Genomic DNA, 20,223 nt, shown 5'->3' with positions numbered 1-20,223 from the left:
CACGAACGGACACCTTGGGGTGTCCGATTCTTGGCTCGGCAGCGGATCCGGGTGGAGAGGCGTGCTGGCTATTCGCCCAGTGGTTCCAGGAGGGCTGCTGTCCAACGCTCCTTGCGCCAGGCCCGGCGCTGCTTCTTGTCGAGGTAGGTCCAGGCGACGAAGCGGCTCTGCTTCTGTCCCTGGGCCATGTCCACCACGCGGATATCGCTGGCGCCCAACGTCTTCAGGCGCTCCTGGAGGTTCGGCAGGTTGCTCGCCTTGGATACCAGGGTGGTGAACCAGAACACCTGCGTGGCGAACGCCCGGCTTTCCTCGGCCATGCCGGCCAGGAAGGCCGCTTCGCCGCCCTCGCAGTACAGCTCGGCGCCCTGGCCGCCAAAGTTCAGTAGCGGCAGGGTACGGGTCGGGTCGAGCTTGCCGAGGTTCTTCCACTTGCGCCGGCTGCCGCGCGTGGCTTCGTCCAGCGAGGCGTGGAAGGGCGGGTTGCAGAGGGTCATGTCGAAGCGCTCATCGAAGCCGATCAGGCCCTGGAATATCTGCCTGCGATCAGGCTGCCGGCGCAACTCGATGGCAGCGGCGAAGCGTGGGTTGGCGGCGAGGATCGCAGCGGCCGAGGCCAGCGATTGCGGGTCGATGTCGGCGCCGACGAAGCGCCAGCCGTATTCGTGGTGGCCGAGCAGCGGGTAGATGCAGTTGGCTCCGGTTCCGACGTCCAGCGCACGCAGGCCGGGACCGCGTGGAATCAGGCCATCGTGGCTGGCGCCGAGCAGGTCGGCCAGGTAGTGCAGGTAGTCGGCGCGACCGGGGATGGGCGGGCACAGGTAACCATCGGGTATATCCCACTCGCGTACGTCGTAGAACTGTTGCAGCAGCGCGCGGTTGAAGGCTTTCACCGCCGCCGGATCGGCGAAGTCGATGCTCTGCCTGCCGTACGGATTGAGGATGACGAAGCGCTCCAGTTCCGGGCTGCCGGCGATCAGGCGCGGAAAGTCGTAGCGTCCCAGGTGGCGATTGCGCGGGTGCAGCGGGCTGGCGCTCTTGCGCTCGGCGTCGGGATGCGGGCTGGTCGGGCGGGGCATGTTCTCGGTTTCCGTGACGGCGAGGCGGGCATTATTCACATCCGCCGGAGGCTGGCCAGTGTTTCTGCCGAGCGGCGCGCTCCTGGCCCGGTCACAATGGAAACAGCCACGGAATCACCAGCACGCAGACGAACATCACCAGCAGGGTAAATGGCACGCCGATCCGGACGAAGTCGCCGAAGCGGTATTGGCCAGGGCCCAGCACCAGGGTGTTCACCGGCGAGGAAATCGGCGTCATGAAGGCTGCCGAGGCCGCCACCGCCACCACCATGGCGAAGGGGTAGGGCGAGGCGCCGATCTGCTTGGCGGTGGCGATGGCGATCGGCGCCATCAGCACCGCGGTAGCGGTGTTGGAGATGAACAGGCCGATGGCCGCGGTGAGCAGGAACAGGCTGGCCAGCAGCACGCGCGGGCCGGCGTCGCCGAGGGCGTCGACCAGCAGCGAGACCACCAGGTCGATACCGCCGGTCTTCTGCAGGGCCAGGGCGAAGGGCAGCATGCCGACGATCAGGACCAGGCTTTGCCAATGGATGGCGCGGTAGGCGCCGTCCATGTCGATGCAACGGAACAGGCCCATCAACAGGCAGCCGACCAGTGCCGCGACCACGTTGGGCACCACCCCGCTGACCATCAGCGCCACCATCACGGCCAGGCTGAGCAGGGCGTGCGGCGCCTTGCTCAGGGCCGGCGCCACCTCGTCGATCTCCGCCGGCAGGCTGAGCACCAGGAAATCGCGGTTGCGTCCCTGCAACTGGCGGATCGCCTTCCAGGCGCCGATCACCAGCAGGGTATCGCCCAGGCGCAGCTTCTCTTCCAGCATGCCGTCGGTGAGCGCTTCGTGGTCGCGACGCAGGCCGACCACGTTGAGCCCGTACTGCGAACGGAAGCCCAGTTCCAGGACGCTCTTGCCGAGCAGGGTGGAGTCCGGCGGCAGAGTCACCTCGGCCATGCCGACCTCCCGCGACTGGTCGATGAAGTAGCTGGCGCGGAACGGCAGGCGCACCAGGTTCAGCTCGGCGCAGCGCCGGTCCATGTCCTCCGGAGGGGCGAAGACGTCCAGCAGCAACACGTCGCCCGCCTTCAGCTCGGTGCTGCCGCCGACCTTGACCACCTCGCTGTGGAACTTGCGTACCCGCTCCAGGCCGACCACGTTGGCGCCCAGGCGGGTGCGCAGTTGCAGTTCTTCCAGGGTGCTGCCGATCAACGGCGAGCCGAGCTGGACCTGCAGGCGCCGTTCGCGGCCGGCCAGGCGATAGTCGCGGATCAGGTCGCGCAGGGTCCGCCGTGCCTTCGGCGCGCCGACTTCCGCCGGGCTGGCGGCGTTCAGCCAGTTGCGCGTGAGCAGCATGTAGGCCACGCCGATGGCGAGCACCATGAGGCCTATCGGGGTGAAGGCGAAGAAGCCGAAGCCGGCATGACCCTCGCGCGCCAGCTCGCTGTTGACCACCATGTTCGGTGGCGTGGCGACCAGGGTCATCATGCCGCTGATCAGTCCGGCGAAGGCCAGCGGCATCATCAGCCGGCCCGGAGGGATCTTCAGCTTGGCGGCGATGCTCAGGACCACCGGGATGAAGATCGCCACCACCCCGGTGGAACTCATCACCGAGCCCAACCCGGCCACCGCCAGCATCAGCAGTACCAGCAGGCGCGCTTCGCTGCTGCCGGCGCGGGCGATCAGCCAGTCGCCGACCTGGTAGGCCACCCCGGTACGCACCAGGCCTTCGCCGATCACGAACAGCGCGGCGATCAGTATCACGCTGGGATCGCTGAAGCCGGCCAGGGCTTCGTTGAGGGTAAGGGTTCCGCTGACGCTGAAGGCCATGATCACCAGCAGGGCGATCACGTCCAGGCGCAGGCGGTTGTGGATGAAGAGGGCGACGGTGGTGGCGAGCAGGCCGACCACCCAGAGCAGTTCGAGGTTCATGCGGGCATCTGAGCGGGAGGATGCCTGCGAGTGTGGCAGACGGACGCGGATCGCGCCTTGATCTGCTGCAGGTCGACGGCGCCTCCCCGCTTCGCCGCGGAGAGGCGCCGCGGCCCTGTCAGCCGAGGAGGAGGGCGTCGTCGGCGAGCTTCTCGCCGCGCACCTTCTCGAACATCGCCAGCAGGTCCGGTACGTCGAGGCCCTTGCGTTGCTCGCCGGAGACGTCCAGCACCACCTGGCCCTGGTGCAGCATCACCGTGCGCTCGCCCACGTCCAGCGCCTGGCGCATGCTGTGGGTGACCATCATGGTGGTGAGTTTCTTCTCGGCGACGATCCGTGCGGTGAGATGCAGGACGAAGTCGGCGGTGCGCGGGTCGAGCGCCGCGGTGTGTTCGTCGAGCAACAGGATACGCGACGGCTGCAGCGCCGCCATCAGCAGGCTGACGGCCTGGCGCTGGCCGCCGGAGAGCAGGCCGATGCGGTCGCCGAGGCGGTTCTCCAGGCCGAGGCCGAGGGTCGCCAGGCTTTCCCGGAAACCGTCGCGCATCGATGCCTGCACCGCCCTGCCGAGGCCGCGACCGGCACCGCGACGCTGCGCCAGGGCCATGTTCTCCTCGATGGTGAGGTCCTCGCAGGTACCCGCCATGGGGTCCTGGAACACCCGCGCGACGCGGTTGGCGCGGGCCCAGACCGGCTTGCGGGTGACGTCTTCGTCGTCGATCAGGATCTGCCCGCTGTCGATCGGCAGGTCGCCGGAGACTGCGTTGAGGAAGGTCGACTTGCCGGCGCCGTTGGAGCCGATCACGGTGACGAACTGGCCGGCCGGGATGTCCAGCGACAGGCCGCGCAGGGCGCGGGTCTCGATGGGGGTGCCGGGGTTGAAGGTGATCTTCAGGTTCTTCGCGCTGAGCATGGTCAGGCTCCCTTCTTGCCGAGCAGGCGTTTCTTCATCATCGGAATCACCAGGGCGACGGTGACCAGCACCGCGGTGACCAGGTTCAGGTCCTGGGCCTGCAAGCCGATGAAATCGCTGTTCAGCGCCAGGGCGATGAAGAAGCGGTAGACGATGGCACCGAGGATCACCGCGAGGGTCGCCAGGATCAGCCGGCGCGAGGGCAGGATGCTCTCGCCGACGATCACCGCCGCCAGGCCGATGACGATGGTGCCGATACCCATGGAGATATCGGCGCCGCCCTGGGTCTGCGCGAACAGCGCGCCGGCCAACGCCACCAGCGCGTTGGAGATGGCCATGCCGAGCAGGATCATGCCGCCGGTGTTGACCCCCTGGGCACGGGCCATCCGCGGGTTGGAGCCGGTGGCGCGGATCGCCAGGCCTTTCTGGGTGGTGAAGAACCAGTCCAGCAGCAGCTTCGCGGCGATCACGATGAACACCAGCAGCAGCGGCCGGAACACGTAGTCGCTGAGCCATTCCGGCTGCAGCAGGGTGAACAATGTCGGCTCGGCGATCAGCGGTACGTTGGGCTTGCCCATGATGCGCAGGTTGATCGAGTAGAGCGCGATCATCATCAGGATGCTGGCGAGCAGGTCCATGATCTTCAGCTTGACGTTGAGCAGGCCGGTGGCCAGCCCGGCCAGTGCACCGGCGGCGGTGGCCGCCAGGGTCGCGCTGTACGGGTCCCAGCCAAGGGCGATGAGGGTCGCGCAGACCGCGCCGCCGAGCGGGAAGCTGCCGTCCACCGTGAGGTCGGGGAAGCGCAGCAGGCGGAAGGAGATGAACACGCCGAGTGCCACGAGGCTGAAGATCAGGCCGATCTCCAGGGCACCGAACAGGGAAAACAGAGACATGACTTCGTAACCGAGTGCGTGAAGGCAGGATTATCGTGCCGTCCGGCCACGGGCGGAACGCCCGCGGCCGGCGGCCGCTTTTTTTACTTGATGACTTCCGCGGCCGACTTGAGCAGTTCGTCGGACAGGGTCACGCCTTGCTTCTGCGCGGCCCCGGGATTGACGAACAGCTGCAGGTTGTCGCTGGTCTCCGGCTTGATCTCGCCCGGCTTCTCGCCCTTGAGGATGCGCACCACCATGCGGCCGGTCTGCTTGCCCATCTCCTTGTAGTTGATGCCGAGGGCGGCGATGGCGCCGCGCTTGACGCTGTCGGTGTCGGAGGCGATCAGCGGGATCTTCGCGTCGTTGCCGACCTTGACCAGCGCCTCGTAGGCGGACACCACGTTGTTGTCGGTGTTGGTGTAGATCGCGTCGACCTTGCCGACCAGGCTGCGCGCCGCCGAGCTGACGTCCACCGAACGCGGTGCCGAGGCTTCGACCAGGCTCAGGCCCATCTTCGGCAGCAGTTCCTTCAGCTCCTTGACCACCACCACGGAGTTGGCTTCGCCCGGGTTGTAGACCATGCCGATGCGCTTGGCGCCCGGCACCACTTTCTTGATCAGCTCGATCTGCTTGTCCAGCGCGAGCATGTCGGAAACCCCGGTGACGTTGGTGCCGGAGGCTTCCCAGCTCGGCGTCAGGTGCGCGCCGACCGGGTCGGTGACGGTGCTGAAGACGATCGGGATGCTCTTGGTCGCGGCCACCAGCGCCTGGGCCGACGGAGTGGCGATGCCGACGATCACGTCGGGCTTGTCGCCGATGAACTTGCGGGCGATCTGCGCGGCGGTGCCGGTGTTGCCCTGGGCGCTCTGGTACTGCCACTTGAGGTTCTTGCCGTCTTCGTAGCCGGCCTCCTGGAGGGCCTCCTTGACCCCGTCGCGAGCGGCGTCCAGCGCCGGGTGCTCGACGATGGCGGTCACCGCCACCGACTTCTGCTCGTCGGCGTTGGCGCCGAAGGACAGGGCCATGCCAAGGGCCAGGGCACTGAGGGGCAACCATTTATTCTTATAGGCCTGCATCATGCGGCGATCTCCTGATTGTATTGGCGCGCTGTAGCGAATTGTTCTGATTGGGCGGTGCGGGTACAGCGTGGCCGAAACATCGCATTTTTCGCGCAAGTCGTCAGCAGGTTTGATGTTTTTTCTTGCGGTGGGATTACCGCTGGGGGTGATCCGGGTAAGGTGTCGGCGTCGGACCGTGACCGAAAGGAGGCGACATGCTCACGACCATCGGCCGTTTTTCCCATCCCCTGGAGGCGCAGATCGCTCGCGCCCGCCTGGAGGCCGCTGGAATTCCGGCGTTCGTCGCCGACGAGCACACCATCAACATGCAGTGGCTGTACTCCAACGCACTGGGCGGCGTGCGCCTGCAAGTGCCCATGGTCTGTCGCGAAGACGCGGTGGCGCTGCTGGCCACCGATGAAAGCGAGGCGCTGCGGGCCGAGCAGGGCAGCAGCGAGTTCCAGTGCTTGCGTTGTGGCGGCGACCAGGTGGCCTGGAAGGTGGACGGCCGCCGCCTGGCCTTCCTTGGGATCCTGCTGCTCAACGTACCGCTGTGGCCGATCCGGCGTCGGTTGGTGTGCGAGGTCTGCGGTTTCCGCAGCGAAGTACCGATGCCTCTAAGCGAGTGAAAGCAAAACGCCCGCCTCTGGGAGGCGGGCGCTGGAGTTAGAGCGCGGCGATCTTCTGCCGTTGCTCGGCCAGCTTGGCCAGGGCCTGTTCGGCCTCGGCGAGCTTGGCGCGTTCCTTCTCGATCACGTCGGCCGGGGCCTTGGCGACGAAGCCTTCGTTGGACAGCTTGCCGCCGACGCGCTTGACCTCGCCTTCCAGGCGCTGGATCTCCTTGTCCAGGCGCCCCAGTTCGGCGCTCTTGTCGATCAGGCCGGCCATCGGCACCAATACTTCCATGTCGCCGACCAGGGCGGTGGCGGACATCGGCGCTTCCTCGCCGGCTTCCAGCACGCGGATGCTTTCCAGCTTGGCCAGTTTCATCAGCAGCGGCTCGTTGTCGGCCAGGCGGCGGTGGTCGCTGGGCGAGGCGTTCCTGAGGATGATGTCGATGCGCTTGGCCATGGAGATGTTCATCTCGCCGCGGATCTGCCGTACGCCGAGCATCAGCGCCTTGACCCACTCGATGTCGCCTTCGGCGGCGGCGTCGATCCTGCCTTCGTCGGCCACCGGCCAGGGTTGCAGCATCAGGGTCGGGCCTTCCTTGCCGGCCTGGCCCTTGATGCGTTGCCAGATTTCCTCGGTGATGAACGGCATGAACGGGTGCGCTAGGCGCAGGGCCGTCTCCAGCACGCGGATCAGGGTGCGACGAGTGCCGCGCTGGCGCTCGATGGGGGCGTTCTCGTCCCACAGCACCGGCTTGACCAGCTCCAGGTACCAGGCGCAGTACTCGTCCCAGATGAACTCATAGAGGGCCTGGGCGGCCAGGTCGAAGCGGAAGGCGTCGAGCTGGCGGGTGACTTCCTGCTCGGTGCGCTGCAACTGGGAGATGATCCAGCGGTCGACCGAGGACAGCTCGACCGGCTCGCCGTTGACCCCGGTGTCCTGGCCATCGGTGTTCTCGATGACGAAGTTGGCGGCGTTCCAGATCTTGTTGCAGAAGTTGCGGAAGCCTTCGACGCGGCCCATGTCGAACTTGATGTCGCGGCCGGTGGAGGCCAGCGAGCAGAAGGTGAAGCGCAGGGCGTCGGTGCCGTAGCTGGCGATGCCTTCGGGGAATTCGGCGCGGGTCTGCTTGGCGATTTTCTCCGCCAGCTTCGGCTGCATCATGCCGCTGGTGCGCTTTTGCAGCAGGGTATCGAGGTCGATGCCGTCGACGATGTCCAGCGGGTCGAGTACGTTGCCCTTGGACTTGGACATCTTCTGGCCCTGGCCGTCGCGCACCAGGCCGTGGACATAGACGGTCTTGAACGGGATCTGCGGGGTGCCGTCGGGGTTCTTCACCAGGTGCATGGTGAGCATGATCATCCGCGCGACCCAGAAGAAGATGATGTCGAAGCCGGTGACCAGTACGTCGGTGGGGTGGAAGGTCTTGAGGAACTCGGTCTGCTGCGGCCAGCCGAGGGTGGAGAAGGTCCACAGGCCGGAGCTGAACCAGGTGTCGAGAACGTCTTCGTCCTGGCGCAACTCGACCTCGTTGCCGAGCTTGTGCTTGGTGCGCACCTCGACCTCGTCGCGGCCGACGTAGACGTTGCCGGCCTCGTCGTACCAGGCCGGGATGCGGTGGCCCCACCAGAGCTGGCGGCTGATGCACCAGTCCTGGATGTCGCGCATCCAGGAGAAGTACATGTTCTCGTACTGCTTGGGCACGAACTGGATACGGCCGTCTTCCACGGCGGCGATGGCGTCTTCGGCCAGCGGCTTGGTGCTGACGTACCACTGGTCGGTCAGCCAGGGCTCGATGACGGTGCCGGAGCGGTCGCCCTTCGGTACTTTCAGCGCGTGGTCGTCGACCTTCTCGAGCAAGCCCATGGCCTCGAACTCGGCGACGATGGCCTTGCGCGCGGCGAAGCGGTCCATGCCGGCGTAGCTCTGCGGCAGGCTGGGGTCGAGGTTCGGGTTGACGCTGCCGTCGAGGTGGAACACCTGGGCCTGGGCCAGCACCGCGGCGTTCTTGTCGAAGATGTTGATCAGCGGCAGGTCGTGGCGCTTGCCCACTTCGTAGTCGTTGAAGTCGTGGGCCGGGGTGATCTTCACGCAGCCGGTGCCGAATTCGCGGTCGACGTACTCGTCGGCGATGATCGGGATGTGCCGGCCGACGATCGGCAGTTCGGCGAACTGGCCGATCAGCTTGGCGTAGCGCTCGTCTTCCGGGTGCACCGCGACCGCGGCGTCGCCCAGCAGGGTTTCCGGACGGGTGGTGGCGACCACCAGGTAATCCAGGCCTTCGCTGGTCTTCGCGCCGTTCACCAGCGGGTAGCGCAGGTGCCAGAGGTGGCCCTTCTCGTCGTGGTTTTCCACTTCCAGGTCGGAAATCGCGGTGTGCAGCTTGGTGTCCCAGTTCACCAGGCGTTTGCCGCGGTAGATCAGGCCGTCTTCATGCAGGCGCACGAAGGCTTCCTTGACCGCTTCGGAGAGGCCGTCGTCCATGGTGAAGCGCTCGCGCGACCAGTCCACCGAGGAGCCCAGGCGACGAATCTGCCGGGTGATGTTGCCGCCGGACTGTTCCTTCCATTCCCAGACTTTCTCCAGGAACTTCTCCCGGCCGAGGTCGTGGCGGCTCACGCCCTGGGCGCCGAGCTGGCGCTCGACCACCATCTGGGTGGCGATGCCGGCGTGATCGGTGCCCGGCTGCCACAGGGTGTTGCGGCCCTGCATGCGGCGGTAGCGGATCAGCGCGTCCATGATCGCGTTGTTGAAGCCATGGCCCATGTGCAGGCTGCCGGTCACGTTCGGCGGCGGGATCATGATGGTGTAGGGCTGGCCTTCGCCGCTCGGAGCGAAGTAGTCGTTGGACTCCCAGGTCTCGTACCAGGAAGTCTCGATGGCGTGCGGCTGGTAAGTCTTGTCCATGCGAAAGGGGACCAAAGCTGAATATGGCTGGGGAAAATGCGAAGAAAGTCCGGGAGTATAGCGGGGATGGCAGCCCGGGGGTAAGGCCGCGGGCCGCGGCGGGCGCCCGCCGCGTCCGGATCAGCTGTTGCGTTGGCCGAGCAGGCGACCCAGGCGGGCTTGCAGGCGGCGGCGCAGTTCGGCTTCGATCTGCGGGGCGAAGTCGTCGATGACTTCCTGCAGGATCAGTTCGGCGGACGCTCGCAACTCGTCGTCCAGGCGCTCCTGTTCGGCGGGCGCCAGCCCTGCCGTGGTGGCTGCCGCGGTCTGCGGCTCTGGCGCGCGCGGGGCGGTACCGGGGGAGACGACGTCGGAGAGCAGGGGAATGTTGTCCGGCTCGAAGGATTCGGTCAGCAAGGGCGGCTCGTTCCGTTCGTAGAGCAGGTCGTGGATCGACTCCAGGTCATCGAGCAACTGCTCCGGGGGGTGTGTCGGTTTGTGGCTGTCCATGGTCGTGCACTTCAGATACGCGGCAGGCGATGGTCCTGTAGAGGATAGCCCTGCTCCCGGTAGAAGCGGAATTTATCCCGTGCCGCCTGGCGGATCGCCGGCTCCTCGACCACCAGTTCGGCCACCCGCGAAAAGTTCGGGACGAAGCCGGGGGCCTCGAGGGTCAGGTTGATCAGCAGGTCGCGATGGTTCCCCGGGGGCTCGCCCAGGCCCAGGGCGACGGGCGCCTCGGCGTCTTCCTCGGCCAGGCTGTGAGGAATGAAGGCCTCGCCGCGGAAGCTCCACAGGCGGCCGTCCAACTCGCTGCGCTGCGCCTCGTCGGCGCAATGCAGGTAGACCTGCATGCCCTGCCGCCAGGCCTTCTCGGCCAGGCGGCAGGCGACCTGCAGGCGCGCCGACGGATCGGCGCTGGGGATCACGTAGAAATCGACCCGGGTCACTTGGCCCGTTCCAGCAGGTACTGGGTCAACAACGGAACCGGGCGGCCGGTGGCGCCTTTGTCCTTGCCGCCGCTGATCCAGGCGGTGCCGGCGATGTCCAGGTGCGCCCAGTGGTATTTCTTGGCGAAGCGCGAGAGGAAGCAGCCGGCGGTGATGGTGCCGGCCTTCGGCCCGCCGATGTTGGCGATGTCGGCGAACGGGCTGTCCAGCTGTTCCTGGTATTCGTCGAACAGCGGCAATTGCCAGGCGCGGTCGTCGGCGAACTCGCCGGCCTTGAGCAGTTGCCTGACCAGCGCTTCGTTGTTGCCCATAAGGCCCGAGGTGTTGCTGCCCAGGGCGACGATGCAGGCGCCGGTGAGGGTGGCGATGTCGATCACCGACTGAGGCTTGAAGCGCTCGGCGTAGGTCAGTGCATCGCACAGCACCAGGCGCCCTTCGGCGTCGGTGTTGAGGATCTCGACGGTCTGCCCGCTCATGGTGGTGACGATGTCGCCCGGACGGGTGGCTCCGCCGCTGGGCATGTTCTCGGCGCAGGCCAGCAGGCCGACCAGGTTGATCGGCAACTGCAGTTCGAGCACCGCGCGGAAGGTGCCGAAGACGCTGGCGGCGCCGCACATGTCGAACTTCATCTCGTCCATGCCCAGGCCCGGCTTGAGGCTGATGCCGCCGGTGTCGAAGGTGATGCCCTTGCCGACCAGCACGTGCGGGGCCTGGTCCTTCTTCGCGCCGTTGTATTGCAGGACGATCAGCCGCGGCGGCTGGTCGCTGCCCTGGGCGACGGCGAGGAACGAGCCCATGCCCAGCTCGCGCAGTTTCTTCTCGTCGAGGACCTCGACCTTCAGGCCCTTGAACTCCTTGGCCAGGCCCTTGGCCTGCTCGCCGAGGAACGTCGGATGGCAGACGTTCGGCGGCAGGTTGCCGAGATCGCGGGTCAGGGCCATGCCATTGGCGATGGCCTGAGCTTCCTTGCTGCCTTGCTCGACGGCGGCGCTGTCGGCCTTGTCGGCGAGCAGGGTCAGCTTCTTCAGTTTCAGCGGCTCGGCTTTCTGGCTCTTGTAGCGATCGAACACGTACAGGCCATCGGCCAGGGTTTCCACCAGCAGACGCGCCTTCGCGTGGGCATCGCGGCCTTTCACCGCGAGATCGCCGAGGGCCAGCGCGGCATCGGCGCCGGCCAGGCCCTTGAGGGTCGACAGCACGGCGGAGGCCAGCTTGCGGTACTGGCGGTCGCCCAGTTCGCGCTCCTTGCCGGCGCCGACCAGCAGCACGCGCTCGGCCTTGAGATTGGGCAGGCTCTGCAGGAGCAGGGTCTGGCCGACCTTGCCGGCCAGGTCGCCACGCTTGAGCACTGCGCTGATGGCGCCGCCGGTGGCGTCGTCGACCGCCTTGGCGCTGGCGCCGAGCTTGCGGCCTTCGCCTACGGCGAGCACCAGGGTGGCGGTTTTCAGGGTTTCCGGGCGTACGCTTTTAACAAGGAATTCCATGGAAGAGGTCCCCAATACAGACAGTCGGGATGGCGCAAGGGGCGGCATCCGTTAGCGGTAAGCGATTGTTCCGAGCACGATTCGTCCCGAGGACTGACGGTCGCCGCCGGGGCGGTGACGCAGGCAGCGACAGCTTAGTCGTTGCGGCGGGGGTCGTTCCATGCCGAGGATGGCAACCGAGGTTCTACAGCGCCGGAGCCGGGTTGGCGGTGCCTCCCGGCCGTTGCCGCACATGGTCGCACAACTGCGGCGTGTCTGGCACGACTGTGTACGCATGGGAACCCGCGGCCATGCCGCGTCCCTATAATGAACGTTTCGTTCCGCAGGAGTCGCACCGTGCCCGCCAGCAAACCAGTCGCGGATCCCGCCCGGAGTACCGATCCGCGCGATTACCAGCGAGTCGGCCGGCCGCTCGGGGTCATGGCCAAGACCTTCCCGGCGGGGTTCGTGGTCGCCGAGCACCGGCACGAGCGGGCGCAGTTGATCCATGCCCTGTCGGGCGTGATCGAACTGCATGTCGGTCGCACGCTATGGCTGGTCCCGCCGCAGCGCGCGGTATGGATGCCGGCGGGGATGGCGCACGCGATGCTGGCGCGCGGCGAGGTCCGCTTGCACACTGTCTATGTCCGGCCGCAGTCCTGCCCGCCGGAATTCCCCCGGGTGCCGCGCGGAGTGATGGTCAGCCCATTGTTGCGCGAGTTGATCGTGCGCGCCGCCGGCCTGCCGTTGTTGTACGACGAGCGCGGCCGGGAGGGGCGGTTGATGGCGGTGCTGCTGGACGAACTGGAGTGGTCGCGGGAACAGCCCCTGGCCTTGCCCGACCCCGCGGACCGACGCCTGGGAAGAGTCTGCCAGGCGCTGCTGGAGAACCCGGCCGACCCTCGCGGGCTGGAGGAGTGGGCGCGCTACGTGGGGGCGTCCTCGCGGACCCTGGCACGGCTGTTTCTCTCCGAACTGGGAGTGACCTTCGTCCATTGGCGCCACCAGGTGCGCCTGGCCGCCGCCCTGCCACGCCTGGCGGCTGGCGAAGCGGTGGCGCGGATCGCCGTGGATCTCGGCTACCAGACGCCCAGCGCATTCAGTGCCATGTTCCGACGCCTGACCGGGAGCACGCCGAGCCGCTACTTCGCCTTGTCCGATTCGGCGTAGCCTTCGTCCGTTGGCGGACGGCGCCGACGCGGCAGGATTCCTATGCTGGGCCCGTTTCCAGACGACCGCCCCGGGAGGCAAGCATGCAACGACTGAACGTGGAATTCCGCTCCGAGGGTGTCGCCCTGCGCGGCTGGCTGTATTTGCCGGAGGCGCGTGCCGAGCGGCCGGCGATCGTCATGACGCACGGTTTTTCCGGGGTGAAGGAGCAGTACCTGGACCGTTACGCCGAGGTATTCGCCGCCGCCGGCTTCGTCGTGCTCCTCTACGATCATCCGAACTTCGGCGACAGCGACGGCGAGCCGCGCCAGGAAATCGATCCGGTGATGCAGCGTCGCGGCTATCGCGACGCGATCACCTGGTTGGGCGCCCAGGCACGGGTCGACGCGAGGCGCATCGGCATCTGGGGAACCAGCTACAGCGGCGGACATGTGCTGGAAGTGGCCGCACTGGATCGGCGGGTGAAATGCGTGGTGGCGCAGGTGCCGACCGTCAGCGGCCACGCCTCGGCGTTGCGCCGGACCCGCGCCGAGCAGTTGCCGGCATTGCTGGCAAGCTTCGACGCGGACCGCCAGCGGCGCTTCGAGGACTTGCCGCCGGCGCTGTTGCCGGCGGTCGCCGCGGGCCCCGACGAGCCTTGCGCGATGGCCGGCGCGGACGCCCACCGGTTCTTCACCGACAGCGCGGCGCTGGCGCCGAACTGGTGCAACCGGGTGACCCTGCGTAGCGCCGAGCTGGCGCGGGAGAACGAGCCAGGCATTCACATGGCGCGGATCAGCCCCACGCCGCTGCTGATGATCGTCGCCGACCGGGACCTGCTCACGCCCACGGACCTTTGCCTGGAGGCCTACCAGCGGGCATTGCCGCCCAAGCGGCTGCTGATGCTCGCCGGCGGCCATTTCACGCCGTACATCGAGCATTTCGACGCCACCAGCCAGGCCGCGGCAGACTGGTTCGTCCGTCATCTCGGAGAGGGCGGCGAGCAGTCAGCGACGGTCGTCGAATAAATCGGCAAGCGCTGAACGAGCGTTCGCCTCGACGGTCTATCGGGCTCTTGGTTCGGCCTGCGCAGTGACAGGCCCGCCGAATCGCAGGATAATGCCGGCTATTTTCTCCGCGCCATGCCGCCATGGCCGGAAACGCGTGATGACGGGGCCGACGGGCCCCGTCAGAGCCTGGCAACCCAGGAGTGTCCGGATTGATCGTTTTCCGTTATTTGTCCCGTGAAGTGCTGGTCACCATGAGCGCCGTCAGCGCCGTGCTGCTGGTGATCATCATGAGTGGCCGTTTCATCAAGTACCTGGCGCAAGCGGCGCAGGGGTTGCTCGACCCCGGTTCGCTGTTCCTGATCATGGCGTTCCGGATTCCCGGCTTCCTGCAGCTGATCCTGCCGCTTGGCCTGTTCCTCGGCATCCTGCTGGCCTACGGGCGGCTCTATCTGGAAAGCGAGATGACCGTGCTCTCGGCGACCGGCATGAGCCAGAAGCGCCTGCTCGGCTATACCATGGCCCCGGCGCTGCTGGTGGCGATCCTGGTGGCCTGGCTGAGCCTGTTCCTGGCGCCCCAGGGCATCAACCAGTTCGCCCTGCTGTTGAACAAGCAGGATACCCTGACCGAGTTCGACACCCTGGTCCCGGGCCGTTTCCAGGCAATGCGCGACGGTACCCGGGTGACCTATACCGAGGAACTGTCGAAGGATCGCGGCGAACTGGCCGGCATCTTCATCTCGCAGAAGGACCTCAACAGCAGCAACCAGGAACGCGGCATCTCCATCCTGGTGGCGGAGAAGGGCACCCAGAACATCCAGGCGGATGGCAGCCGTTACCTGATCCTGCACAACGGCTACCGCTACGACGGTAATCCCGGGCAGGCCAACTACCGGGCGATCCAGTACGACACCTATGGCGTGATGCTGCCCAAGCCCGAGGCCAGCAGCGAGGTGAGCGAGCGCGACGCGGTGCCCACCGCCGACCTGTTCGGCAGCGACAACCCACGCTACCAGGCCGAATTGCAGTGGCGCCTGTCGACACCGCTGCTGGTATTCGTGGTGACCCTGCTGGCGGTGCCGCTGTCGCGGGTCAACCCACGCCAGGGGCGCTTCCTCAAGCTGCTGCCGGCGATCCTCCTTTATATGGGCTACCTGGCTCTGCTGATCGCTGTCCGTGGCCAGTTGGACAAAGGCAAGATCCCCATGGCCATCGGCCTGTGGTGGGTCCACGGACTATTCCTGGCGATCGGTCTTCTTCTGTTCTATTGGGAACCCTTGCGCCTGAAGCTGGCGTCCTCCCGTGCCGGTCGCGAGGTGGCGCATGGTTAAGCTCGATCGTTACATCGGTGTCACCGTCTTCGTCGCGATCCTCGCGGTGCTCGGGGTGATCCTCGGCCTGGCGCTGCTGTTCGCCTTCATCGACGAACTCAACGACATCAGCGCCAGCTACGGCATCGGCGACGCCCTGCGCTTCATCTTCCTCACCGCGCCACGGCGCGCCTACGACATGCTGCCGATGGCGGCGCTGATCGGCTGCCTGGTCGGCCTCGGCACCCTGGCCAGCAACAGCGAACTGACCATCATGCGCGCGGCCGGGGTATCCCTGTCGCGGATCGTCTGGGCGGTGATGAAACCGATGCTGGTGCTGATGGTGGCCGGCATCCTGGTTGGCGAGTACGTCGCGCCCTGGACCGAGAACATCGCCCAGAGCGGCCGCGCCCTGGCCCAGGGCGGCGGCGATTCGCAAAGCTCCAAGCGCGGTCTGTGGCATCGCCAGGGGCGCGAGTACATCCACATCAACGCGGTGCAGCCCAATGGCGTGCTGTACGGCGTGACCCGCTACCGCTTCGACGAGCAGCGTGGCCTGGAATCGGCCAGTTTCGCCAAGCGCGCGCGCTTCGAGACCGATCACTGGCAACTGGAAGAGGTCACCACCACCTTGCTGCATCCGAGGGAAAAGCGTTCCGAGGTGATCAAGCTACCGACCGAACGCTGGGATGCCCAGCTCAGCCCGCAACTGCTGAACACTGTGGTGATGGAGCCCGAGGCGCTGTCTATCAGCGGTCTCTGGCAGTACATCCACTATCTCGCCGACCAGGGCCTGAACAACAACCGCTACTGGCTGGCGTTCTGGACCAAGGTCCTGCAACCGCTGGTGACCGCCGCGCTGGTGCTGATGGCGATTTCCTTCATCTTCGGTCCGTTGCGCTCGGTGACCCTGGGCCAGCGGATCTTCACCGGCGTGCTGGTGGGCTTCGTCTTCCGCATCGCCCAGGACCTGCTCGGACCCTCCAGCCTGGTGTTCGACTTCCCGCCGCTGCTGGCGGTGGTGATCCCCGCCTCGATCTGCGCACTGGCGGGTGTCTGGCTGCTACGCCGGGCGGGCTGACAGGCCCGGCAGGCCGGGTATGAAAAAAGGCCACCCACGGGTGGCCTTTGTGCTTCCTTGTCGCGTCGGGCTGGAGCCTGGCCGCCGGCGCGACAAAGGCCAAAACAGCGCGTTCTGCGGACCTGTTTCGCTCACTTCTTGTGAGTGTTCTTCGGCAGCCTGACCACCTGGCTCTCCGAATAGCGGTCGTGCCAGGTACGCTTGTCCTTGTCCCAGAGCATCCAGAGGAAGCCGAGGCCGAGGCACAGCCAGGAGGCGATGGCGATCATGAAGCGCAGCAGCGCCTGGAGCAGGCTGATGGCGCTGCCGTCGCGGTTCTGCACGCGCAGTCCCCAGACCTGCATGCCCAGGGTCTGGCCGTTGTGGGTCCAGAATTTGGCGAAGAAGCCGAACAGGGTGAACACCAGCAAGGTCGAGAGCAGCGGGTCGCCGATCAGCGCGCCGCGGTCGGCCAGTTCGCGCAGATGGTCGCTGCCGTAGATCAGTCGAAGGATGCCTTGCTGGTAGACCAGGGTGACCACCATCATCAGCGCCACGCAGAGCAGGAAGTCATAGAACATCGCCGCCAGGCGGCGGATCAGACCGGCAGGGGCATAGACGCCCTGGGGAGAAAGCATGTGTTTCGGCATCGGCGTGTTCCGTGCGGGGCAAAGCCGGGGATTATACGTCCATCCGCAGCTTGCGCCGCCCACCCGGGCAACGCTTTTCCCCGGCTGTTCTAGTCTTTGCGCAGACCCCAATCATTACGAGTCTTTTCTATGCCGATTCCGGTGAAGCGAGCCAGGAGAAAGGCGCTCCGGCTGTCGTTGTCCGTGCTGGTCGGGGTGATGCCGATCGTCCTGGGGCTGCTCATCCTCTACTGGCAGGCCGAGCGAAGCCTCCAGGAGACGTCCGAGCAGGCAGCCGGGAATGCGGTGCGGCAGTTCGAACGGATGCTCGACAACGCTGCGTTGGCGGCGCGCAAGGTCATGCCGGTGGCGGGGCGTCCTTGTCCCGAGGCCGAGCTGGCGCTGCGCGAGCAAGTGGCGATCATGCCGTTCGTGCGCTCGGTCAATTTGACGCGCGACAATACGATCTATTGCACGTCGTTGTTCGGCGGCTTCGACGAGCCGGTGCGGATCGAGAACTATGTCGACGGACGCCTCCTGCTGATGCCCGGCAACCAGGTCACGCCGGACGCCGCGCTGCTGGTCCTGCGGGACTTCGACGGCAAGCGCGGGGTATTGGCGGCGATCGACGGGCGCTACTTGAGCTACGTGCTGGACCTCGTTGACCGACGCAGCCGCCAGGTGCTGGTGGTCGGTCCCAATTGGCTGGATGCCGAGGGCCACACTCACCGCGACGCGCCGCCCACCTATGAGGTCGCCGCCGTATCGCTCGCTTCGCAGCGTTATCCGTTGCGGGTGCTGTCGGGCTTCCCCGAGGGCGAGGAATGGCGATCGATCCGCTCGCAGAACCCGGCGATGTTCGGCCTGCTACTGTTCTTCGGACTGCTGGCCGGCACTCTGTGCTACTGGCTATCCAGGCGGGTCGCCTCGCCCAGCAGCGAACTGCGCCGGGCCCTGGAGGCCAACGAGTTCATTCCCTACTACCAGCCGCTGAGTCCCGGCCAGGGTGGACGCTGGATAGGCGTCGAGGTGCTCATGCGCTGGCGTCATCCGCGCGAGGGACTGATCCGGCCCGACCTGTTCATACCTTTCGCCGAGCGCTCGGGACTGATCGTACCGATGACGCGCGCGCTGATGCGCCAGGTCGCGGAAGACCTCGGCGGGCATGCCGGGAAGCTGGAGCCGGGCTTCCACATCGGTTTCAACATCAGCGCCACCCATTGCCACGATCTGGCCTTGGTGGACGACTGTCGCGAGCTGTTGGCGGCGTTTCCGCCCGGGCACATCACCCTGGTCCTGGAACTGACCGAGCGCGAGCTGATCGAGTCGAGCGAAGTCACCGACCGCCTGTTCGACGAATTGCATGCCCTGGGAGTGAAGATCGCCATCGACGATTTCGGCACCGGACATTCCAGCCTGGCCTACCTGCGCAAGTTCCAGGTGGACTGCCTGAAGATCGACCAGAGCTTCGTCGCCCGCATCGGCATCGATACCCTTTCCGGGCATATTCTCGACAGCATCGTCGAGCTGTCCGCCAAGCTCGACCTGGATATCGTCGCCGAAGGCGTGGAGACCCCCGAGCAGCGTGACTACCTGGCCGCCCGCGGGGTGGATTACCTGCAGGGCTACCTGATCGGCCGGCCGATGCCGCTGGAGAGTCTGCTTTCCAGCCTGACTGTGCAGGAAGGGCAGGGGGCTTCCGTCGTCGCACTGCCGGCAGATCGAGGCTAGCGGCTACCAGTCCCTCGGCGAGGGGCAGCCTCTCAGCTTCTTCGTTACGGATGGGACAAAAGGCCCGCAGGTCGAGCAGGTGCAAGCCCTGCATCGCCTCTGGCACGACAAAATGCCTCGCATCCGCGGGGCTATTTTTTTGCTTCGGCTGTGGTAGATTTTTTTCGCCGAGCTGGGAAGACAGCAGCTCGGGTAAAAGGCAGCGTCTCGACTCCAGCGCTGCCTTTTTTTATTTGCAGGCCGGACCAGCCAGATCGCGGACAACAAAAAACCGGCGCGAAGGCCGGTTTCTCTGCTGTCCTGGGCCCCCCTGGAAACGCTTGGGAAGTCAGGATGGTGCCTCGGGAGAGACTCGAACTCTCACTCTGTCGCCAGAAACGGATTTTGAATCCGCCGCGTCTACCGATTCCGCCACCGAGGCAATGGCGGCGCAGTATAGGGAGGCGCCTACCGTTGGTCAATCGGGTTCGTGGCGGGGAAAACACATTTCCGGTAAGCTACGCGGCCTTTCGAGAGTCTCCCCATGCGTGTCGCCGATTTTCATTTCGACTTGCCCGAGGCCCTGATCGCCCGTCATCCCCTGCCTGAACGCCGCGCAAGCCGCCTGTTGGCGCTGGATGGCCCGACGGGAACCCTCGCCCACAGACAATTCGCCGATCTCCTGGACTACCTGCGTCCGGGCGACCTGATGGTGTTCAACAATACCCGGGTGATCCCGGCGCGCCTGTTCGGCCAGAAGGAGTCCGGTGGCAAGCTGGAAGTCCTGGTCGAGCGCGTGCTCGACCAGCACCGGGTGCTTGCCCACATACGCGCCAGCAAGGCGCCCAAGCCCGGTACGCGGATCCTCGTCGAAGGCGGTGGCAGCGCGGAGATGCTGCAACGCCACGACGCTCTGTTCGAACTCGCTTTCGCCGAGCCTGTGCTGCCTTTGCTGGAGCGGGTCGGGCACATGCCGTTGCCTCCCTATATCGACCGACCGGACGATGCGGCCGACCGCGAGCGCTACCAGACCGTCTACGCCCAGCGCGCCGGTGCGGTGGCGGCCCCGACCGCCGGCCTGCACTTCGATGAGGCGCTGCTCGAGGCGATCCGCGCGAAGGGGGTGGATACCGCCTTCGTTACCCTGCATGTCGGCGCCGGTACCTTCCAGCCGGTGCGTGTCGAGCGTATCGAGGACCATGTGATGCACCGCGAATGGCTGGAGGTCGGCCAGGACGTGGTGGACGCGGTTTCCGCCTGCCGGGCCCGCGGCGGCCGGGTAGTCGCCGTCGGCACCACCAGCGTGCGCTCGCTGGAAAGCGCGGCACGCGACGGTGAGCTGAAGCCCTTCAGCGGCGACACCGACATCTTCATCTACCCGGGCCGGCCGTTCCATGTGGTCGATGCCCTGGTCACCAACTTCCACCTGCCCGAATCCACCCTGCTGATGCTGGTCTCGGCCTTCGCCGGCTACCCGGAGACCATGGCCGCCTACGACGCGGCGGTGGCGCAGGGCTATCGCTTCTTCAGTTACGGTGATGCCATGTTCATCACCCGCAATCCCGCGCCCCGCGGACCCGAGGACTGATCCATGAGCT

18 protein-coding genes and 1 tRNA gene are annotated in these 20,223 nt (G+C 66.4%); 8 read left to right on the top strand and 11 right to left on the bottom strand.

Translation table 11 applies throughout. The annotated features are described in order from the left end of the window. Positions 1–68: 68 nt before the first annotated feature. The 5 genes from rlmF to HMPREF3014_RS29020 form a co-directional block, all read right to left on the bottom strand. On the bottom strand, positions 69–1,079 hold the full coding sequence (gene rlmF, locus HMPREF3014_RS29040) for a 23S rRNA (adenine(1618)-N(6))-methyltransferase RlmF (RefSeq protein ID WP_023087023.1): 1,011 nt from the start codon (positions 1,077–1,079) through the stop codon (positions 69–71). A gap of 91 nt (positions 1,080–1,170) precedes the next feature. Next, positions 1,171–3,003 (bottom strand): SLC13 family permease, encoded by a 1,833-nt coding sequence (locus HMPREF3014_RS29035; RefSeq protein ID WP_003100585.1) that lies wholly within the window; start codon positions 3,001–3,003, stop codon positions 1,171–1,173. 118 nt (positions 3,004–3,121) lie between these two features. After that, the gene (locus tag HMPREF3014_RS29030; RefSeq protein ID WP_003092883.1) at positions 3,122–3,916 is read right to left on the bottom strand and encodes an ABC transporter ATP-binding protein; all 795 of its coding nucleotides are present in this window, start codon (positions 3,914–3,916) and stop codon (positions 3,122–3,124) included. A 2-nt stretch (positions 3,917–3,918) separates the two neighbouring features. Continuing rightward, positions 3,919–4,809: an ABC transporter permease gene (locus HMPREF3014_RS29025; RefSeq protein ID WP_003092881.1), complete on the bottom strand. Its 891-nt coding sequence runs from the start codon at positions 4,807–4,809 to the stop codon at positions 3,919–3,921. A gap of 83 nt (positions 4,810–4,892) precedes the next feature. Beyond that, positions 4,893–5,870 carry an ABC transporter substrate-binding protein gene (locus HMPREF3014_RS29020; protein ID WP_003100588.1) on the bottom strand — a complete coding sequence of 326 codons (978 nt, stop codon included), beginning with the start codon at positions 5,868–5,870 and terminating at the stop codon, positions 4,893–4,895. Between the two features lie 194 nt (positions 5,871–6,064). Here HMPREF3014_RS29020 and HMPREF3014_RS29015 point away from each other — a divergent pair, with 194 nt between their 5' ends. Then, entirely contained in the window at positions 6,065–6,478 is a 414-nt protein-coding gene (locus HMPREF3014_RS29015; protein ID WP_009876983.1) for a putative signal transducing protein, read from the top strand. Between the two features lie 37 nt (positions 6,479–6,515). Here HMPREF3014_RS29015 and HMPREF3014_RS29010 read toward each other — a convergent pair whose 3' ends face one another. The 4 genes from HMPREF3014_RS29010 to HMPREF3014_RS28995 all read right to left on the bottom strand — a co-directional run bounded on the left by HMPREF3014_RS29010 (position 6,516) and on the right by HMPREF3014_RS28995 (position 11,781). Next, positions 6,516–9,368, bottom strand: coding sequence for a valine--tRNA ligase (locus HMPREF3014_RS29010; RefSeq protein ID WP_003092872.1), 2,853 nt, complete (start codon positions 9,366–9,368; stop codon positions 6,516–6,518). A gap of 120 nt (positions 9,369–9,488) precedes the next feature. Next, on the bottom strand, positions 9,489–9,857 hold the full coding sequence (locus HMPREF3014_RS29005) for a hypothetical protein (RefSeq protein ID WP_023085547.1): 369 nt from the start codon (positions 9,855–9,857) through the stop codon (positions 9,489–9,491). Positions 9,858–9,868: 11 nt separating this feature from the next. Then, entirely contained in the window at positions 9,869–10,297 is a 429-nt protein-coding gene (gene holC, locus HMPREF3014_RS29000; protein WP_003100593.1) for a DNA polymerase III subunit chi, read from the bottom strand. Then, positions 10,294–11,781, bottom strand: a complete 1,488-nt coding sequence (locus HMPREF3014_RS28995; protein WP_003092867.1) for a leucyl aminopeptidase — start codon at positions 11,779–11,781, stop codon at positions 10,294–10,296. The genes holC and HMPREF3014_RS28995 overlap by 4 nt, the downstream gene beginning before the upstream one ends. Before the next feature lie 336 nt (positions 11,782–12,117). Between HMPREF3014_RS28995 and HMPREF3014_RS28990 the strand changes: the two genes are divergently transcribed. From HMPREF3014_RS28990 to lptG, 4 genes are all read left to right on the top strand, one after another. Next, positions 12,118–12,930: an AraC family transcriptional regulator gene (locus HMPREF3014_RS28990; RefSeq protein ID WP_003100594.1), complete on the top strand. Its 813-nt coding sequence runs from the start codon at positions 12,118–12,120 to the stop codon at positions 12,928–12,930. 83 nt (positions 12,931–13,013) lie between these two features. Further along, positions 13,014–13,937 (top strand): alpha/beta hydrolase, encoded by a 924-nt coding sequence (locus tag HMPREF3014_RS28985; protein WP_003129598.1) that lies wholly within the window; start codon positions 13,014–13,016, stop codon positions 13,935–13,937. Positions 13,938–14,128: 191 nt separating this feature from the next. Continuing rightward, a complete protein-coding gene (gene lptF, locus HMPREF3014_RS28980) occupies positions 14,129–15,247 on the top strand; it encodes an LPS export ABC transporter permease LptF (protein ID WP_003092864.1) in 1,119 nt (372 codons plus the stop codon). Next, complete coding sequence (lptG, locus tag HMPREF3014_RS28975) at positions 15,240–16,307, top strand: LPS export ABC transporter permease LptG (RefSeq protein WP_023087024.1); 1,068 nt, start codon at positions 15,240–15,242, stop codon at positions 16,305–16,307. The genes lptF and lptG overlap by 8 nt, the downstream gene beginning before the upstream one ends. A 131-nt stretch (positions 16,308–16,438) precedes the next feature. On the opposite strand, the gene HMPREF3014_RS28970 is transcribed toward lptG, so the two are convergent. After that, the gene (locus tag HMPREF3014_RS28970) at positions 16,439–16,936 is read right to left on the bottom strand and encodes an RDD family protein (RefSeq protein ID WP_023085545.1); all 498 of its coding nucleotides are present in this window, start codon (positions 16,934–16,936) and stop codon (positions 16,439–16,441) included. 129 nt (positions 16,937–17,065) lie between these two features. On the opposite strand from HMPREF3014_RS28970, the gene HMPREF3014_RS28965 reads away from it, so the two are divergent. Then, positions 17,066–18,646 (top strand): EAL domain-containing protein, encoded by a 1,581-nt coding sequence (locus tag HMPREF3014_RS28965; protein ID WP_023087025.1) that lies wholly within the window; start codon positions 17,066–17,068, stop codon positions 18,644–18,646. Next, entirely contained in the window at positions 18,591–18,803 is a 213-nt protein-coding gene (locus HMPREF3014_RS35475; protein WP_078451327.1) for a cold shock domain-containing protein, read from the top strand. Before HMPREF3014_RS28965 ends, HMPREF3014_RS35475 begins: the two co-directional genes overlap by 56 nt. A 177-nt stretch (positions 18,804–18,980) precedes the next feature. Here HMPREF3014_RS35475 and HMPREF3014_RS28960 read toward each other — a convergent pair. After that, positions 18,981–19,067, bottom strand: a tRNA-Leu gene (locus HMPREF3014_RS28960). Positions 19,068–19,169: 102 nt separating this feature from the next. Here HMPREF3014_RS28960 and queA point away from each other — a divergent pair. Next, positions 19,170–20,213, top strand: coding sequence for a tRNA preQ1(34) S-adenosylmethionine ribosyltransferase-isomerase QueA (queA, locus tag HMPREF3014_RS28955; RefSeq protein WP_003110922.1), 1,044 nt, complete (start codon positions 19,170–19,172; stop codon positions 20,211–20,213). Positions 20,214–20,223 lie beyond the last annotated feature (10 nt).

The sequence above is a fragment of the Pseudomonas sp. HMSC065H01 genome (genome assembly GCF_001815235.1).
In the GTDB taxonomy this organism is placed as follows: domain Bacteria; phylum Pseudomonadota; class Gammaproteobacteria; order Pseudomonadales; family Pseudomonadaceae; genus Pseudomonas; species Pseudomonas aeruginosa.
This window is presented reverse-complemented; position numbering and strand designations above follow the sequence as displayed.

Coding starts and splice junctions, on each gene's coding strand:
- HMPREF3014_RS29025 (WP_003092881.1), bottom strand. CDS start 4,809: ATGTCTCTGTTTTCCCTGTTCGGTGCCCTGGAGATCGGCCTGATCTTC.
- HMPREF3014_RS29005 (WP_023085547.1), bottom strand. CDS start 9,857: ATGGACAGCCACAAACCGACACACCCCCCGGAGCAGTTGCTCGATGAC.
- HMPREF3014_RS28970 (WP_023085545.1), bottom strand. CDS start 16,936: ATGCCGAAACACATGCTTTCTCCCCAGGGCGTCTATGCCCCTGCCGGT.
- lptG (WP_023087024.1), top strand. CDS start 15,240: ATGGTTAAGCTCGATCGTTACATCGGTGTCACCGTCTTCGTCGCGATC.
- HMPREF3014_RS28985 (WP_003129598.1), top strand. CDS start 13,014: ATGCAACGACTGAACGTGGAATTCCGCTCCGAGGGTGTCGCCCTGCGC.
- HMPREF3014_RS29035 (WP_003100585.1), bottom strand. CDS start 3,003: ATGAACCTCGAACTGCTCTGGGTGGTCGGCCTGCTCGCCACCACCGTC.
- HMPREF3014_RS29030 (WP_003092883.1), bottom strand. CDS start 3,916: ATGCTCAGCGCGAAGAACCTGAAGATCACCTTCAACCCCGGCACCCCC.
- rlmF (WP_023087023.1), bottom strand. CDS start 1,079: ATGCCCCGCCCGACCAGCCCGCATCCCGACGCCGAGCGCAAGAGCGCC.
- HMPREF3014_RS29020 (WP_003100588.1), bottom strand. CDS start 5,870: ATGATGCAGGCCTATAAGAATAAATGGTTGCCCCTCAGTGCCCTGGCC.
- HMPREF3014_RS29010 (WP_003092872.1), bottom strand. CDS start 9,368: ATGGACAAGACTTACCAGCCGCACGCCATCGAGACTTCCTGGTACGAG.
- HMPREF3014_RS28965 (WP_023087025.1), top strand. CDS start 17,066: ATGCCGATTCCGGTGAAGCGAGCCAGGAGAAAGGCGCTCCGGCTGTCG.
- HMPREF3014_RS28995 (WP_003092867.1), bottom strand. CDS start 11,781: ATGGAATTCCTTGTTAAAAGCGTACGCCCGGAAACCCTGAAAACCGCC.
- HMPREF3014_RS29015 (WP_009876983.1), top strand. CDS start 6,065: ATGCTCACGACCATCGGCCGTTTTTCCCATCCCCTGGAGGCGCAGATC.
- queA (WP_003110922.1), top strand. CDS start 19,170: ATGCGTGTCGCCGATTTTCATTTCGACTTGCCCGAGGCCCTGATCGCC.